We start from the raw sequence: 15,719 nt of genomic DNA, 5'->3' as shown, positions 1-15,719 counted from the left end.
CTATTGAATGGCTAAAGATGATGTAATTGAAGTCGAAGGTACCGTTCTTGAAACGTTGCCAAATGCTATGTTCAAAGTAGAATTAGAGAATGGGCATGTCGTATTGGCTCACGTTTCTGGTAAAATCCGTATGAACTTCATTCGTATTTTACCAGGAGACAAAGTTACGGTAGAATTATCTCCGTACGATTTAAATCGTGGTCGTATTACGTACCGTTTTAAATAATATAGCACTCCGTAATCTTTAAGGAGGTTCGAGACATGAAAGTAAGACCGTCAGTTAAACCAATCTGCGAAAAATGTAAAGTTATTCGTAGACGTGGAAAAGTAATGGTTATTTGTGAAAACCCTAAACATAAACAAAAACAAGGTTAATCAGAAGGAGGTGCATTCAGAATGGCACGTATCGCAGGTGTAGATATTCCTCGAGACAAACGCGTTGTTATTTCTTTAACTTACGTATTCGGCATTGGTCGCACAACTGCTGAAAAAATTCTAACTGAAGCTGGTATTTCTTCAGAAACACGAGTTCGTGATTTAACGGAAGACGAACTAGGACGTATCCGTGATATCATCGATCGTATTAAAGTTGAGGGAGACCTTCGTCGTGAAGTATCTCTTAACATTAAACGTCTAATGGAGATCGGTTCTTACCGTGGTCTTCGTCACCGTCGTGGTTTACCAGTTCGTGGTCAAAACTCTAAAAACAATGCTCGTACACGTAAAGGTCCACGTCGTACAGTAGCAAATAAAAAGAAATAATAAGTAAAGGAGGTTGAACTAACAATGGCACGTAAAACAAACACTCGTAAAAAACGTGTGAAAAAGAATATTGAAGCTGGTATAGCTCATATTCGTTCTACTTTCAACAACACAATCGTAACACTTACAGATACTCATGGTAACGCACTTTCTTGGTCTAGTGCTGGTGCACTTGGTTTCCGTGGATCTCGTAAGTCTACTCCATTCGCTGCGCAAATGGCTGCTGAAGCTGCTGCTAAAGTTGCAATGGAGCACGGTTTAAAAACTTTAGAGGTTACTGTTAAAGGTCCTGGTGCTGGCCGTGAAGCTGCAATTCGTGCTCTTCAAGCTGCAGGTCTAGAAGTAACAGCAATTAGAGATGTTACTCCAGTTCCTCATAATGGATGTCGTCCACCAAAACGTCGTCGTGTGTAATTTTTCTGTATAGAATTTTCCCTTTTGTCTATAATGGATATGATGCATTATCGAGAAATTTCGTACAGAAACATCGCTTGTTGTGCACAATCGGGAACTGCCTAAGGGGGACTTTCGGTTAGACAGGGGGTATCCCTTTGTTTAACCGGGGTTTCGACGTTTTGAAGGAGGGTTTAGTTAATGATTGAAATCGAAAAGCCGAAAATCGAAACGGTTGAACTTAACGAAGATGCTAAATATGGTAAATTCGTAATTGAACCGCTTGAGCGTGGATATGGTACTACTTTGGGTAACTCCTTACGTCGTATTCTTTTATCCTCACTCCCTGGTGCCGCTGTTACTGCTATCCAAATCGATGGCGTATTACATGAATTTTCAACAGTTGAGGGCGTAGTAGAAGACGTTACGACGATCATCTTAAACTTGAAAAAGTTAGCTCTTAAAATCTACTCTGAAGAAGAGAAGACGTTGGAAATTGATGTGCAGGGCGAAGGTATTGTCACAGCTGCTGATATTACTCACGATAGTGATGTAGAAATCTTAAATCCAGATTTACACATTGCAACGTTAGCAAAAAATGCGCATTTCCGCATGCGTTTAACTGCAAAGCGTGGTCGTGGGTATACGCCAGCTGATGCAAATAAAAGCGAAGATCAACCAATAGGAGTAATTCCTATTGATTCTATTTATACTCCAGTATCACGTGTGACTTACCAAGTGGAAAAGACACGTGTCGGACAAGTGGCTAATTATGATAAGCTTACGCTTGATGTATGGACGGATGGAAGCATCGGGCCAAAAGAAGCTATCTCTTTAGGTGCCAAAATCTTAACTGAGCATTTAAATATCTTTGTTGGTTTAACTGATGAAGCACAAAATGCTGAGATTATGGTCGAGAAGGAAGAAGATCAAAAAGAGAAAGTTCTTGAGATGACTATCGAAGAACTAGATCTTTCTGTTCGTTCTTATAATTGCCTAAAACGTGCAGGAATTAATACTGTACAAGAGCTTGCGAACAAAACAGAAGAAGATATGATGAAAGTTCGTAACTTAGGACGTAAATCCTTAGAAGAAGTTAAACATAAACTTGAGGAATTAGGTTTAGGTTTACGTAAAGACGACTGAGGATTTAAACCCATCAACAAAGGAGGGAACTACGAATGGCATACAGAAAATTAGGCCGTACAAGTGCGCAACGTAAAGCTATGTTACGTGATTTAGCTACTGATTTAATTATCAACGAGCGCATCCAAACGACAGAAACTCGTGCAAAAGAACTTCGTTCTGTAGTGGAAAAAATGATCACTTTAGGTAAACGCGGAGATCTTCACGCTCGTCGTCAAGCAGCAGCTTTCATTCGCAATGAAGTAGCTAACGCTGAGACTGGTCAAGATGCACTTCAAAAATTATTCGCTGATGTAGCTCCACGCTATGCTGAGCGCCAAGGCGGATACACTCGTATTGCAAAAATTGGTCCACGTCGCGGAGACGCAGCACCAATGGTAATTATCGAGTTAGTATAATGATAATTAAAAGGGCAGGACAGTTCTTTTCAAGAAACTGGTCATGGCCCTTTTTTTTAAATATAAAAATAGGCTAACTTGGCGAAGGAAAGGGTGCCTTGTATTGAAAAAAGAGAAACTTCGGACAGAGAATATATCATTTCAATATCCTGGGGCAGCCACTTATGCATTAAAAGATGTTTCATTTTCCTTGTATGAGGGAGAATGGGTATCTGTTATTGGACAAAACGGTTCAGGGAAGTCTACACTTGCAAAATTATTGAATGGTTTGTTTTTGCCGGAAGCAGGGACTATTACAGTAAATGATACAATGGTTTTATCAGAGGAAACGGTATGGGATGTTCGAAAACAAATTGGGATGGTATTTCAAAATCCAGATAATCAATTTGTTGGAACGACAGTGCAAGACGACGTTGTTTTTGGCTTAGAGAATATCGGAATGCCAAGAGAGAAAATGGTAGAAAGATTAGATCAGGCTCTCAAACTTGTCCGTATGGAAGATTTTCTTAATGATGAACCTCATTCGTTATCTGGTGGGCAAAAGCAGCGAGTGGCAATAGCAGGCGTTTTAGCACTTCAGCCATCTATTTTGATATTAGATGAAGCAACGTCAATGCTAGATCCTCAAGGGAGACGTGAAGTAGTAGAAACGGTTAGACAACTTGTTAATCAAAAAGGTATTACCGTGTTATCAATTACGCACGATTTAGAAGAAGCGGCGCAATCAGACCGTGTCATTATTTTAAATAAGGGAGAAATATTAGAGGAAGGGACTCCAAAGCAAATATTCAAGTCCTCTCATATGCTCCAAGAAATTGGATTAGATGTACCATTTTCAGTGAAAATAGCAGAATTATTAAAAAGAAATGAAATTCTCTTGCAAAATACGCATCTTACAATGGAAAGCTTGGTGAACGAACTTTGGAGATTACATTCCAAAAAGTAGAACATCGTTATCAATATAAAACTCCATTTGAAAGACGCGCGCTTTATGATGTAGACGTGTCGTTTCCAAGTGGGGGCTATTATGCCATTATCGGTCATACTGGTTCAGGTAAGTCGACGATGATTCAACATTTAAATGGTTTATTGCAGCCGACGAATGGCACAGTTCAAATTGGTGAACATTTCATTTCGGCAGGAAAGAAAGAAAAAAAGCTAAAGCCACTACGTAAAAAGGTAGGGGTTGTCTTTCAATTCCCAGAACATCAGTTGTTTGAAGAGACTGTGGAGAAGGATATTTGTTTCGGCCCTACTAATTTTGGGGTATCTGTAGAAGAAGCGAAGCAAAAGGCAAGAGAGGCAATTGAACTTGTAGGGTTAGAGCCAGAACTGTTAACACGTTCACCGTTTGAGTTAAGTGGTGGGCAAATGAGGCGTGTTGCGATAGCGGGTGTATTGGCGATGGAACCCGAAGTGCTTGTATTAGATGAACCTACAGCAGGACTAGATCCAAAAGGGCAGAATGAACTTATGGAGATGTTTTATAAGCTGCATAAGGAAAAAGGTCTTACAGTTATCCTAGTAACACATAATATGGAGGATGCTGCTAAGTATGCGGAGCAGATTGTAGTCATGCATAAAGGAACGGTCTTTTTGCAAGGAAGTGCAGAGGAAGTATTTTCACATGCTGATGAACTAGAGAAAATTGGCGTGGATCTTCCTATGTCTTTAAAGTATAAACGTGCAATTGAAGAGAAGTTTGGCATTTCAATCCCAAAGGCTACCTTATCTTTAGAGGATCTTACTCATGAAGTTGTGCAGGTGTTACGAAAAGGTGGTCATGAATCATGCAGCAGTTGATTATTGGAAGATATATTCCAGGGAAGTCTCTTATTCATCAACTTGATCCACGTACGAAGCTGCTGATTGTCTTTTTATATGTATTTGTTGTTTTCTTAGCAAATAATGCGATTTCATATGGATTTTTATTTTTATATGCACTCATTGCTTTATTTTTTGCAAAAGTGCCGATTCGTTATGTACTTTCGGGCTTAAAACCAATTCTATGGATTTTTCTTTTTACATTTTTCCTGCATATTTTTACAAATAAAGAAGGGGAAGTACTATTCCAGCTTGGTTGGTTTTCGATACATGAAAAAGGATTAGAGCAAGGGATATACATTTCTATACGATTCTTCGTTATTATTTTAATGACGACATTATTAACGTTAACGACAACACCTATTGAGATTACAGATGGTTTGGAGACGTTATTAAAGCCGTTGAAACGTATAAAAGTTCCTGTTCATGAAATCGCATTAATGATGTCAATTTCTCTTCGTTTTATTCCGACATTAATGGATGAAACAAGTAAAATAATGAAGGCACAAGCTTCACGTGGTATTGATTTCGCAGGAGGACCGATAAAAGATAGGATAAAAGCTATTATCTCACTACTCGTTCCTCTATTTATCAGTGCTTTTAAGCGTGCTGAGGACTTAGCAATTGCTATGGAAGCACGTGGGTATCAAAATGGCGAAGGACGTACTAAATTTAGGCAACTACGCTGGAAAACAAGCGATACAGTAACGATTATAAGCTTACTTTGTTTAGCTTGTATTTTGGCATGGGTGCGATCGTAATGGAGAATAGAGAAATGGATAGAATAAAATGTACGGTTGCATATGATGGCATGCATTTTTGTGGTTATCAAATTCAGCCGCAGCATCGTACTGTTCAACAAGAGATTGAGAAAGCTTTGCAGAAATTGCATAAAGGAGAACTTGTTCGTGTTCAGGCATCGGGCAGAACGGATTCTACTGTTCACGCTAAAGGACAAGTCATACACTTTGATACACCGTTGTCTCTTGAAGAGTGGCAATGGAGTAATGCATTAAACACAATGTTGCCAGATGATATTGTTATCAGACAGGTAGAGAAAAAAACAGAAGAATTTCATGCGCGTTACGGTGTCGAGAGAAAAGAATATCGTTATCGTGTATTATTATCAAAGACTGCGGATGTATTCCGTAGAAATTACGTATATCAATATCCATATCCGCTCGAAATAAGCTCTATAAGAAAAGCGATTCCTTATTTTATTGGAACGCATGATTTCACTTCTTTTTGTTCGGCAAAAACTGACAAAAAAGATAAAGTGCGAACGATTTATGAAATTGAGTTAATTGAGCAAGGCGATGAATTAATTTTTCGTTTTGTAGGTAATGGATTTTTATATAATATGGTCAGAATTATTGTTGGTACGTTACTTAGCGTAGGGCAAGGAAAGCTTGATCCTGATAGTATTCCAGAGATTTTAGCGAAACAAAATCGTCAGTTTGCTGGAAAGATGGCTCCAGGTCATGGACTTTACTTATGGCAGGTAAACTATAACAACTAATCCTGGTGTAACATTTGCTTGACATTAGAAACTCAAAAGTATATCATAACATATGGTATTGTTTCTAAAACCACGATTAGCCCCGGAAGGAAATCGTGTTTAAGATAAACAATAGATTTTTTCTATGGAAAAGATAACGAGGAGGGAAACACATGCGTACGACTTTTATGGCAAAAGCTAACGAAGTTGAGCGTAAATGGTATGTGGTTGATGCTGAAGGTCAAACTTTAGGTCGCCTATCTACTGAAGTAGCATCTATTTTACGCGGTAAAAACAAACCTACATTTACACCACACGTTGACACGGGTGATCATGTAATTATTATTAACGCTGAAAAAATTCATTTAACAGGTAATAAATTAAACGATAAAATTTACTACCGTCACACTAACCACCCAGGTGGACTTAAACAAAGAACAGCTCTAGAAATGCGTACAAACTACCCTGTACAAATGTTAGAGCTTGCAATTAAAGGGATGCTTCCAAAAGGACGTTTAGGACGTCAAGTATCTAAGAAATTAAACGTGTATGCTGGAGCAGAGCATCCACACCAAGCACAAAAACCAGAAGTTTACGAACTTCGCGGATAATCAATTAAAGGAGGGCTTACTTTGGCACAGGTTCAATACTATGGCACTGGACGTCGTAAGAGTTCAGTAGCGCGCGTACGCCTAGTTCCAGGCGAAGGACGCGTTATCATTAACGGTCGTGATTTTGAAAACTATATCCCATTTGCTGCATTACGTGAAGTAGTGAAACAACCTCTAGTTGCAACAGAAACTTTAGGTAACTACGATGTACTTGTAAACGTAAATGGTGGTGGATACACTGGTCAAGCTGGTGCTATTCGTCACGGTATTTCTCGCGCTTTATTAAAAGCTGATCCAGAATACCGTCTAACACTAAAACGTGCAGGTCTATTAACTCGTGACGCACGTATGAAAGAGCGTAAAAAATACGGTCTTAAAGGCGCACGTCGTGCACCTCAGTTCTCAAAACGTTAATATTTCTTTATATAAACGTTTCAACCCTCTCTCGATGTATTCGAGAGAGGGTTTTTTGATGCAGAAAATGATGCTTTTAGGAAATGAAAGAGTAATTTTTATAAGGAAGCTTGATAAGGCTGTTTCGTGGATTTTGCGAATTTAGTATAATCAAATAGGAGTATGAAAAATGGAAAATATTCATGTTATACTAAAAAATATATGGAATTAAAATAGATAAGTATGGGGATATGGAACATGAAATATAGTGTGAAACAGCAAATAAAGTATTTAAAAAATGGTAAAGGGATCAAATTTGATTTGACCGATGAAGCTGAAGCGCGAGAAATATTATCAAGTGTAACCTATTATTATAAAATTACTTGTTATAGAAAAAATTTTGTTAAAAACTCTTCGGGGAAGTATGAGGATTTAGATTTTGCGGTATTGAATGATTTAGCTGTCATTGATATGAGGCTTAGGTATGTTTTAATTCAAATCGGTTTAGATTTAGAACATGCTTTAAAGGCAGCTTTAGTAAAAAGTATTACTAATAGCTCAGAAGATGGATATACTATAGTGAACGAGTTTGATGCTTATCAAAGAGGTATTTTTATCAGTAATGGCGGTCATGCAAAAAATTATAGAGGTGTATTGAAGATGATAATCGGTAAGGTACGTGACCCGCAAGATTATGACTATCCTTTAACGAATGTCTATAGCCCTAGCTTAGCTACCCCTAGACCTACACCGATATGGGTTTTATTAGAAAAAATGAGCTATGGTGATGTGAAAAAATTTATTGATTTTTATGTTTCCTCTAGTAAACCTAATTATAAGCAGTTTAAATCGGCATATGAACTGTTAATTATGACTAAACGAATTAGAGATGCTGCGGCGCATAGCAGACCTGTTTTGATGAATATAGGGAACGATAATCATGCAGGTGTTATTTCAGGACGTATTTCAAATTTGGTTGAAAAGGAATTTCAGGATTTGAATATAGCGAAAAAAAACACGAAAGAATATAGAGAATATATTGGTTTGCTGAAAAACATAAAAATTCATGATCTATTTTGTTTGTTAATATTACATCAAAAATATGTGGTAAGTCCTGTAGTAAGACAAATCAGGAAAAATGAATTAGAAAAGGTTATGTATCGTGCAATGTTAAAATCTGATATTTATACGCAACATTTACAACTTCGAAAAATCCATGATTTCTTTAAAAAGGTTTTGCAAAAAATTTAAGCGTATATATTTACAAATGTATTTGATATTGGTATTATATAAGCAAGAGGAAAGACCGCTGAATAGTCCATTGTGGTCGCTCACTTTTGATATTATAGTTATTTTAAATTGTAATATTGAATAGGGGTTACATGGCTAAAAAAATTCTGGAACAAGCATTTGTCTGTATGTTTGTTTCAGGATTTTTTTTTATTTCTGGCTAAAATGAATTTTTTAAAGGGTTTTTAAAACGGTTCTATGATATATATACTTAGCGATTGAAGTATATATCAAATGTATTCAGATCATTATTTATTAAATCAAATTAATTTTTGTTTACTTAACGATTGTCTCTTACGGTATAAATATAGTAAAGCCACTCTCGAAAAACAGAGAAAAGTACGATTGTGAAGATTTATGTTATATACTTCAATTTTTTAATATTGATTTTGAATATTTAAAATCCCTTAGTCACTATCGGCTAGGGATCTTTGTATTATGTTCGATCAGTAAAAGGTAGATATTTTACTTGATATGTCAGTATTGTTGAGAACGTTGTTAAAAAAAGAAAAAATTCGATATTTATGATTTGAAAAAACAGGAGAAAAGGTTTATTATGGTAACACCGTGGATGCGGTGATAAATAAATGATGATAACTGGATGGTTATATATCAAAAGGAGAAGATGTTTTATGAAAAAAGTTAAAGAAGCTATTGTGGTACGCGCAAAATTTATGCGTCGACTACCAGACCCTATCGACTCTGGAAAACAACATTATTTGTTTTGGTTAAGTTCAAATGACTTACCAGATGCATTTCCTACAAATCCCAATCCGAGACCTGCCAATATCGAGTTGCTTACGTATCGTGAAGTTGCCGATTCTTTTTTGAATCAAAATGGTGCAACGCCATATACTTTTCATCTTAAAAATAAAGGTTTAGATATCGTTGCTCAGTATGTTAAACAACTTGAAAAAGCGGATCACTATGAGATTGGTTTTAATGATAACGAAGGGTTAGCTAATGGGCATCATACATTTAAAATTATGAAGAAACATGCCAAAAAAAATAATGAGCAGTTTGTATTTGTGAAAGTAACAACAAATGTACCGGCTGATTTTATTCCTGAAATGGCAAATGGTTTAAATACTTCTGTGCAGGTACATTTAGAAAGTATTTTAAACAAAAAGGGTGCTTTTGATTGGATTAAAGAAGTAGTTGCAGATGAGACCTATGCAAATGAAATTTCTTATGTTGAAAATGAACGTAAAGCTGTTAATGTTCTCGAGTTAATTAGCATTTTAACAATATTTAATATTGATTTGCATGAAGGTATTGAAAAACACCCTAAATATACTTATTCGGCACGCGCCAAGTGTTTGAAATTATATGAAGACTATACGGATTCTTATAAACAATTGACCCCGATTTTGAAGGATATATTGATATTGCATGATACGATTAAGGAGCAAGGGCCGGTTGTGCATCGGGAACAAGGTGGAAAAAATACTATCGGATATATTGAGACCCGGGAACGTACACCGGTTCAACTTATCTTTATTAATAAAAAATCGAGTGAATTTCTATCTAAGGGTGCGTTGTTTCCAATTCTAGCTGCCTTTCGATGGTTTATAACAAAAGATGAAAAAACTGGTTTATATAAGTGGAAAAACAAAGGTGGTTTTATGGATATCTTAGCAATTTGGGATGAACATGGAAAACATCTTATGAATGCTATTAAAGATTCCTATAATGCAGTGGGTAAAGACCCTAATGCTTTAGGGAAAAATAATGTTACCTGGTCTTCGGCCTATAGTGAATTACTATCAGCATTTTTATCAAAACAACAATTTTAATAAATTTATATCTAGTGTTCCGGAAGATTATTAAAATAATTTTCCGGAACGCTTTTTATTTTGGGGAAATTGTATGTTTGAACAGGATATGAGGAGTAATTATTCCATTATGGTAAAATTTTTTTTTGGTTATGTTGATACATTTTATAATTTATGGAATATTTTAGTGCTATTCTCTCGCGTATGCTTCTTCTTTAGAAGTTTAGACTAATACGTATTAGGGAGGTTTATAAGTACTATGAATGTCATTGTCAGCTTACAAGAAAAACAAAAAGAAAAGCAGTTGAAATATGAACGGAAGATGCTGCGAGAATTATCATTAAAAACATTACGTTCAAATATTAGGGATGCCTTTCAGATGCAGGAACTTCATCGTCAGTATGAAGATTACTGTATTGAATTAGGGATAGAATCGTATTTATTAGGAGCGAGATACAGTAAGTTTGGTTATTATGGTGAATCATTCTTTGATGTGAAATATAGAGCCTTAGAAGAAGAGCAACAATTAACGGAAACACTATTTCAATTTTTAACGAGCATGACTATGCGGGAAATTAAGTTACAAGATGAGGAATTACTTTTTGAATCTTGCCAGCAGTTTATAGGCTTATGGTGGCAGGAAGGATATGAAAAAGGTGAAAGAAGATATCGATTAAAGCTTCATTAAGACAAGCATAAACTTTCCTCTTCTCCCATATAAGTAATTAGAGGGACTAGCTGGAGGAGGAAAGGTATGAAGAGAATTCGAATTATCTCTTTTGCACTCGCTGCGGTTGTTTTGTTTTTTTTAGTTAAACAAGAATTTCAAATTACAAAATCGTGGCGAGCTTGGAATTTACCCTTATCGGGGAAAGTGATTGTATTGGATGCTGGGCATGGTGGGCCAGACGGAGGGGCTGTTGGTGGAAAAGATATTATAGAAAAAGATATTACGCTTGAGATTACAAAGAAGGTACAAGATTATTTACAAGAACAAGGTGCACTAGTTATTTTAACACGTGAGGGAGATTATGATTTAGCTCAGAAAGATACAAAATCATATAGTAGACGTAAAGCAGAGGATTTAAAAAAGCGTGTAGAGATTATTAATAAGCCTGATGTAGACTTTTTTGCGAGTATTCATTTAAATGCTTTAACTAGCAGTGGATCGAAAGGCGCACAAACGTTCTACTATCGTTCTTCGGTTGAAAATGAACGTGCTGCGAAATTTATACAAGCTGAATTGAGAACGAGTTTAGAGAATACGAATCGTTCTGCTAAAACAATTTCTCATGTGTATTTATTAAAGTATGCGAAAACACCAGGTGCTTTAATTGAAGCTGGCTTTTTATCGAATGTAAACGAAAGGTATATGTTAAATTCGGAGAAATATCAGCAAAAGGTAGCGGCTGCAGTATATCGTGGTATATTACGTTATTTCACGGAAAAAGGGAATCCTCCAGAATAAGGAGGATTTTTTGAGTTTCTCTCGTTAACGAAGTTTTCCGAAAATATGTTATACTGGAAATGTAAACGCATTTATTTCAAAAATAAAGAGAGATAAATTTAATTAACATTACGTTATTTTTCATACAGGGGGCTGGGCTAACAATGGTAACGAAAGAGCAAGTAGTGGAAGCGTTAGAAGGGATTGTAGATCCGTTTTTACATAAAACGTTAAAAGAAACAGGTGCAATTAAAGAGGTAACAGTTAAGCCTGAGAAGGAACATGTAAGTGTTAAAATTGCAATTGTAAAAACCGGAACAGCGGAACAAATGCAATTGCAATCTGGAATTGTAAAGTTAGTAAAAGAACTAGGGGCAGCAACGGTAGGGCTTCGCTTTGCAGAATTTACAGAAGAGGAATTAGCTCAGTTTGCACCGGAACAGGAAGAAGAGCAAACTGAATCTTTATTGTCACCAAATTCAAAAACAACATTTTTAGCAGTGGCGAGTGGAAAAGGTGGAGTCGGAAAATCAACAGTTTCTGTTAACCTTGCTATTGCTTTAGCTCGTCTAGGTAAAAAGGTTGGTATCATTGATGCTGATATTTATGGTTTTAGCGTACCGGATATGATGGGGATAGAAAAACGTCCTGTTGTAAGAGGAGATAGAATCATTCCAGTGGAGCGTCTAGGTGTAAAGGTAATTTCAATGGGATTCTTTGTAGAAGATAATGCACCGGTTATTTGGAGAGGCCCTATGCTTGGGAAAATGTTAAATCACTTCTTTACAGAAGTAGAGTGGGGCGATTTAGACTATTTAGTTTTAGATTTACCACCGGGTACAGGTGATGTTGCGCTAGACTTACACTCAATGTTGCCAGCTTGTAAAGAGATTATTGTAACAACGCCACATCCAACAGCGGCATTTGTGGCAGCGCGTGCTGGAGCTATGGCTTTACGTACAGAACATAGTATTCTTGGTGTTGTTGAAAATATGGCGTATTTTGAAAGTAAAACAACTGGTGAAAAAGAATATGTGTTTGGAAGAGGTGGAGGAGATAAATTAGCTACAGAACTTCAAACAGAAGTACTTGGCCGAATCCCGCTTCAACAACCTGATTGGAATAAAGATGACTTTGCGCCTTCAGTATATGAAGATACACATACGACGGGTCTTATTTATCGTACGATAGCTGAGACAGTAATTGATAAAATAGCTGTCGCGCAAAAATAAAATAATAATGAGTGGACGATACATATATTGTCCACTCATTATTATAATTATTATTTTTACTGTTGCTCCTTTTTACCGTCTTGGGAACCACCTGCACCGCCTGCTTCTTTTTTATCAGATCCACTTTTTTCGGCCTTTTGTACACCTTTACTAATAATATCAATCATCTTAGCTTGGAAGAGTGGGCTTTCAGCAGTTTCTGTTAGTACTTGTTGTAAATATTGGCGGTATTCTTTACTCTTCATTGTTTGTAACATTATTTTTTCTACTTCAGGGTTTTTCATAATTTCTATAACGCCTGCTTGGTATTCAGGGTCTTTTAGTAATGTTTTCATTAAGGTTGTTTGTTCTTTCCCCATACTTTTAGCGAATTTCGATGAGAACTCAGGGTCTTTAAAGAGCTTTTCCCAGAATTGTTGCCCTTTGTCGGATACCATTGCATCTTCAATCGTTTTCTTTACTACTGTTTCATCTAGTATGAGTGCTTGTTTCATTTTTTCATCAGTTAACACATCTTGAATGGCTTTCTTACCTTGGTCGGTTTTTAAAATATCAACAATCATTTTCTTCGTTTGATCATAATCAAGTTCGGACTTTGCTTCTTTTCCTTGTGCACATGCTACAAGTACAAGAAATAGAAAAGAAGAAGTCAAAACGAGCAGCATCCGTTTCATAAGTTGGAACTCCTTTCAACACAGTTCTCTCTTTTTAATATAAATATCTTTAAGGAATTTATACATGAACATGGCTAGCTTTTTGAAATTGTCATTGATACAATTTAATTAGAAATATAAGGATAATGGGGGATGTGTTGTGAATAGCCGCAAGTGGGTACGCCTGTTTTTTACGACGTTGTTTCTAGGTGGGATTAGCACGGTCATTATTGGATTTGTTTTGGAGTGGGATAAGTACGCTAAATTTTTTCAAAATTTAGACGGAAAGGAGATTTTAGCAGTTTCCTTCTGGTTGATGGGTGTAGGATTTATTTTTAGTGTTATAAGTCAAATGGGGTTCTTTGCCTATTTAACAATCCATCGTTTTGGACTGGGGATGTTCAGGTCACCTTCTTTATGGAATGCAGTCCAGCTCTTCTTTATTGCATTCGTTTTATTTGATTTCGTGTATTTAAGATCCGTATTGATTGCAAATGGGGAAGTTTCGTTAGGGAATAACATACTTGTTGCAGGTGTATTATTTGTGTTTGGGGCGATTGTTGCTTACATAAAAAGTAAAGAAACGAATAGAAAGGCGTTTGTGCCCGCTTTGTTCTTTATGGTTGTTGTAACAATTCTTGAGTGGGTACCAGCGCTTCGTATTAATGACACAGATTGGTTGTATTTAATGGTGATACCACTTTTATTATGTAATGCATATCAGTTACTTATATTACATCGTTTAATTGGAAAGGCGAGTAAGTCGGCTTAAGTAAGAGAGATTTTTGAGTTTTTATGCAGGGTGGTTGTACGAATATAAATATCGGGATGAAAAAAGCTCTACTACCTTAATGATAGGTAGTAGAGCTTTTTATGTGTGAAGACACGAGGGAAAAGAATTACCTTACATCTTTACTTTTTGTACTTGTGTTAGAAATAAGTTGTGATACCGATATTTGCTCATATCCGTCGCTCTTTAATTTTTGCAGAAGCAGTGGTAAAGCTTTATTTGTTTGAAGGGCAGAATCGGATGCATGTAATAAGACGATATCTCCACCTTTTAAATTAGTAGAGACATTGGAAACGATATTGTTTACACCTGGGTTTTTCCAGTCGTTTGAGTTATTACTCCAATGGACGATGGTGTATCCGAGTGATTCTGCTATTTTAAGTGTTGCTTTGTTAAAGTCTCCACTAGGTGGACGTAATAGTTTGACTTGTTTCACACCAAGTTTTGTAAAAACATCTTGTGCTCGTAAAAGATCTCTTCGTATTTCATTTGTCTCTAGAGAAGTGTAAGACGTGTAATTATAGCCCATACTACCGATTTCATGTCCATCTTTTATGATGCGTTCAACAACATCAGGGTGTCTTTCTGCCCATGCAGCAGAAACGAAGAAGGTTGCATTCTTAATGTCTCTTTCTTTAAGTGTATCAAGGATTGGAATTGCTTTTTTGTCTCCCCAACTAATATCAAACGTGAATGCAACTTGTTTTTTAGAGGTGTCTCCTTTGTAAATAACTTTAGGTCCTGTCGCAGTTGAAAAAGCAGATTCATGTGAATATGTTTTCAAAAAGAGAAGCCATGCTGTAAATAAGGAAAGTATCACTATTAAGCTAATGTGTTTAAAAGCTCGTTTACTCGTAATAAAAAAGAAAAACATAATATTACGCCCCTTTGTCCAATCCTTTTCAGTTACATATATGCTTTAAATATTAAAAAGAGAACAAAGGATTAATATCGTAAGCGGTGGATATAATGAATGATAGGATTTTGATAAGTGAAAATGAGCGTAACGTTTATTGCTTTGTAAGAAATGATTGAGGTGATGATTTGCTTGGGTTTATGTTAACGAAAGAAGAGAAAAAAGAAATGGAATACATATTGAAGAGAGAGTTAGAAGAACTGCTATTTGATTTTGAAGATGAACGTATTCATGACGTTGTAAAAAAGGCGATGGAAGAAAGATATAAAATCATTTTTTGTTTGTTTCGAAGAGTCGCTAATGCAGAAGAGTGTATGCGTTATGTAAGGAAAAGAATTTTTTATTAAAAAGTGTTGACGTTAATAGTTATTATATGATAAATTAATAACCGTCGCTGATGCGGAAACGCAGAAGACGATAAAAAAGAAATTTAAAAAACTTAGTTGACATTGAAAAATGAAGATGTTAACATAAGGAAGTCGCAAATGAGCGACCAAGTAGTTCTTTGAAAACTGAACGAAACAAACAACGTGAAACGTCAATTTTTATTTTTAGATGCTAGACAAACTAACTTTATTGGAGAGTTTGATC

General features: G+C 36.1%; 21 protein-coding genes. 19 read left to right on the top strand and 2 right to left on the bottom strand.

Going from position 1 to position 15,719, the window contains the following annotated elements:
* Positions 1-7: 7 nt before the first annotated feature.
* The 17 genes from infA to ABH961_RS27880 all read left to right on the top strand — a co-directional run bounded on the left by infA (position 8) and on the right by ABH961_RS27880 (position 12,769).
* A complete protein-coding gene (infA, locus tag ABH961_RS27960; RefSeq protein ID WP_001029884.1) occupies positions 8-226 on the top strand; it encodes a translation initiation factor IF-1 in 219 nt (72 codons plus the stop codon).
* 35 nt (positions 227-261) lie between these two features.
* Positions 262-375, top strand: coding sequence for a 50S ribosomal protein L36 (gene rpmJ, locus ABH961_RS27955; protein ID WP_000868344.1), 114 nt, complete (start codon positions 262-264; stop codon positions 373-375).
* A gap of 21 nt (positions 376-396) precedes the next feature.
* The gene (gene rpsM, locus ABH961_RS27950) at positions 397-762 is read left to right on the top strand and encodes a 30S ribosomal protein S13 (protein ID WP_000090790.1); all 366 of its coding nucleotides are present in this window, start codon (positions 397-399) and stop codon (positions 760-762) included.
* A gap of 24 nt (positions 763-786) precedes the next feature.
* A complete protein-coding gene (gene rpsK / locus ABH961_RS27945) occupies positions 787-1,176 on the top strand; it encodes a 30S ribosomal protein S11 (protein ID WP_000101797.1) in 390 nt (129 codons plus the stop codon).
* Between the two features lie 180 nt (positions 1,177-1,356).
* Complete coding sequence (locus ABH961_RS27940; RefSeq protein ID WP_000569644.1) at positions 1,357-2,301, top strand: DNA-directed RNA polymerase subunit alpha; 945 nt, start codon at positions 1,357-1,359, stop codon at positions 2,299-2,301.
* 35 nt (positions 2,302-2,336) lie between these two features.
* Positions 2,337-2,699 (top strand): 50S ribosomal protein L17, encoded by a 363-nt coding sequence (gene rplQ, locus ABH961_RS27935; protein ID WP_000331490.1) that lies wholly within the window; start codon positions 2,337-2,339, stop codon positions 2,697-2,699.
* 103 nt (positions 2,700-2,802) lie between these two features.
* A complete protein-coding gene (locus ABH961_RS27930) occupies positions 2,803-3,645 on the top strand; it encodes an energy-coupling factor ABC transporter ATP-binding protein (protein ID WP_000711780.1) in 843 nt (280 codons plus the stop codon).
* Positions 3,621-4,502 carry an energy-coupling factor ABC transporter ATP-binding protein gene (locus tag ABH961_RS27925; RefSeq protein WP_000406519.1) on the top strand — a complete coding sequence of 294 codons (882 nt, stop codon included), beginning with the start codon at positions 3,621-3,623 and terminating at the stop codon, positions 4,500-4,502. Before ABH961_RS27930 ends, ABH961_RS27925 begins: the two co-directional genes overlap by 25 nt.
* Positions 4,490-5,284 carry an energy-coupling factor transporter transmembrane component T family protein gene (locus ABH961_RS27920; RefSeq protein WP_001186519.1) on the top strand — a complete coding sequence of 265 codons (795 nt, stop codon included), beginning with the start codon at positions 4,490-4,492 and terminating at the stop codon, positions 5,282-5,284. The genes ABH961_RS27925 and ABH961_RS27920 overlap by 13 nt, the downstream gene beginning before the upstream one ends.
* Before the next feature lie 14 nt (positions 5,285-5,298).
* Positions 5,299-6,042: a tRNA pseudouridine(38-40) synthase TruA gene (truA, locus tag ABH961_RS27915; protein WP_002096935.1), complete on the top strand. Its 744-nt coding sequence runs from the start codon at positions 5,299-5,301 to the stop codon at positions 6,040-6,042.
* Positions 6,043-6,194: 152 nt separating this feature from the next.
* Entirely contained in the window at positions 6,195-6,632 is a 438-nt protein-coding gene (gene rplM, locus ABH961_RS27910; protein ID WP_001260795.1) for a 50S ribosomal protein L13, read from the top strand.
* A gap of 21 nt (positions 6,633-6,653) precedes the next feature.
* Positions 6,654-7,046, top strand: a complete 393-nt coding sequence (gene rpsI, locus ABH961_RS27905) for a 30S ribosomal protein S9 (protein ID WP_000079986.1) — start codon at positions 6,654-6,656, stop codon at positions 7,044-7,046.
* A 237-nt stretch (positions 7,047-7,283) separates the two neighbouring features.
* A complete protein-coding gene (locus ABH961_RS27900; RefSeq protein ID WP_170957655.1) occupies positions 7,284-8,276 on the top strand; it encodes an Abi family protein in 993 nt (330 codons plus the stop codon).
* 671 nt (positions 8,277-8,947) lie between these two features.
* The gene (locus ABH961_RS27895) at positions 8,948-10,111 is read left to right on the top strand and encodes an AIPR family protein (RefSeq protein WP_098080057.1); all 1,164 of its coding nucleotides are present in this window, start codon (positions 8,948-8,950) and stop codon (positions 10,109-10,111) included.
* A 238-nt stretch (positions 10,112-10,349) separates the two neighbouring features.
* Entirely contained in the window at positions 10,350-10,778 is a 429-nt protein-coding gene (locus ABH961_RS27890; protein ID WP_001101006.1) for a YbaK family protein, read from the top strand.
* Between the two features lie 66 nt (positions 10,779-10,844).
* Positions 10,845-11,558, top strand: a complete 714-nt coding sequence (cwlD, locus tag ABH961_RS27885; RefSeq protein WP_000822446.1) for an N-acetylmuramoyl-L-alanine amidase CwlD — start codon at positions 10,845-10,847, stop codon at positions 11,556-11,558.
* A gap of 143 nt (positions 11,559-11,701) precedes the next feature.
* Positions 11,702-12,769, top strand: coding sequence for an Mrp/NBP35 family ATP-binding protein (locus ABH961_RS27880; RefSeq protein ID WP_000256609.1), 1,068 nt, complete (start codon positions 11,702-11,704; stop codon positions 12,767-12,769).
* A 56-nt stretch (positions 12,770-12,825) separates the two neighbouring features.
* On the opposite strand, the gene gerD is transcribed toward ABH961_RS27880, so the two are convergent.
* Positions 12,826-13,443, bottom strand: a complete 618-nt coding sequence (gene gerD / locus ABH961_RS27875; RefSeq protein ID WP_048543034.1) for a spore germination protein GerD — start codon at positions 13,441-13,443, stop codon at positions 12,826-12,828.
* Positions 13,444-13,582: 139 nt separating this feature from the next.
* Between gerD and kbaA the strand changes: the two genes are divergently transcribed.
* A complete protein-coding gene (gene kbaA, locus ABH961_RS27870; RefSeq protein ID WP_097906618.1) occupies positions 13,583-14,194 on the top strand; it encodes a KinB signaling pathway activation protein KbaA in 612 nt (203 codons plus the stop codon).
* Positions 14,195-14,321: 127 nt separating this feature from the next.
* Here the strand turns inward: kbaA and pdaB are convergent, their stop codons facing one another.
* Positions 14,322-15,086 carry a polysaccharide deacetylase family sporulation protein PdaB gene (gene pdaB, locus ABH961_RS27865; protein WP_000464700.1) on the bottom strand — a complete coding sequence of 255 codons (765 nt, stop codon included), beginning with the start codon at positions 15,084-15,086 and terminating at the stop codon, positions 14,322-14,324.
* Positions 15,087-15,256: 170 nt separating this feature from the next.
* Here pdaB and ABH961_RS27860 point away from each other — a divergent pair, with 170 nt between their 5' ends.
* Positions 15,257-15,475, top strand: coding sequence for a hypothetical protein (locus ABH961_RS27860; RefSeq protein WP_000900297.1), 219 nt, complete (start codon positions 15,257-15,259; stop codon positions 15,473-15,475).
* The last annotated feature ends 244 nt before the right edge of the window (positions 15,476-15,719 follow it).

Source organism: Bacillus sp. RC251 (assembly GCF_044908765.1).
In the GTDB taxonomy this organism is placed as follows: Bacteria; Bacillota; Bacilli; order Bacillales; family Bacillaceae_G; genus Bacillus_A; species Bacillus_A wiedmannii.
Note: the sequence above shows the minus strand (reverse complement) of the source record. Positions and strands in the feature narration are given on the sequence as shown.

Excerpts from the sequence above, each read along its gene's own strand:
- gerD (WP_048543034.1), bottom strand. The coding sequence starts at position 13,443 with ATGAAACGGATGCTGCTCGTTTTGACTTCTTCTTTTCTATTTCTTGTA.
- cwlD (WP_000822446.1), top strand. The coding sequence starts at position 10,845 with ATGAAGAGAATTCGAATTATCTCTTTTGCACTCGCTGCGGTTGTTTTG.
- ABH961_RS27890 (WP_001101006.1), top strand. The coding sequence starts at position 10,350 with ATGAATGTCATTGTCAGCTTACAAGAAAAACAAAAAGAAAAGCAGTTG.
- infA (WP_001029884.1), top strand. The coding sequence starts at position 8 with ATGGCTAAAGATGATGTAATTGAAGTCGAAGGTACCGTTCTTGAAACG.
- rpsM (WP_000090790.1), top strand. The coding sequence starts at position 397 with ATGGCACGTATCGCAGGTGTAGATATTCCTCGAGACAAACGCGTTGTT.
- ABH961_RS27880 (WP_000256609.1), top strand. The coding sequence starts at position 11,702 with ATGGTAACGAAAGAGCAAGTAGTGGAAGCGTTAGAAGGGATTGTAGAT.
- ABH961_RS27920 (WP_001186519.1), top strand. The coding sequence starts at position 4,490 with ATGCAGCAGTTGATTATTGGAAGATATATTCCAGGGAAGTCTCTTATT.
- pdaB (WP_000464700.1), bottom strand. The coding sequence starts at position 15,086 with ATGTTTTTCTTTTTTATTACGAGTAAACGAGCTTTTAAACACATTAGC.
- rplM (WP_001260795.1), top strand. The coding sequence starts at position 6,195 with ATGCGTACGACTTTTATGGCAAAAGCTAACGAAGTTGAGCGTAAATGG.
- rpmJ (WP_000868344.1), top strand. The coding sequence starts at position 262 with ATGAAAGTAAGACCGTCAGTTAAACCAATCTGCGAAAAATGTAAAGTT.
- ABH961_RS27900 (WP_170957655.1), top strand. The coding sequence starts at position 7,284 with ATGAAATATAGTGTGAAACAGCAAATAAAGTATTTAAAAAATGGTAAA.
- rplQ (WP_000331490.1), top strand. The coding sequence starts at position 2,337 with ATGGCATACAGAAAATTAGGCCGTACAAGTGCGCAACGTAAAGCTATG.
- ABH961_RS27895 (WP_098080057.1), top strand. The coding sequence starts at position 8,948 with ATGAAAAAAGTTAAAGAAGCTATTGTGGTACGCGCAAAATTTATGCGT.
- rpsK (WP_000101797.1), top strand. The coding sequence starts at position 787 with ATGGCACGTAAAACAAACACTCGTAAAAAACGTGTGAAAAAGAATATT.
- truA (WP_002096935.1), top strand. The coding sequence starts at position 5,299 with ATGGATAGAATAAAATGTACGGTTGCATATGATGGCATGCATTTTTGT.
- ABH961_RS27940 (WP_000569644.1), top strand. The coding sequence starts at position 1,357 with ATGATTGAAATCGAAAAGCCGAAAATCGAAACGGTTGAACTTAACGAA.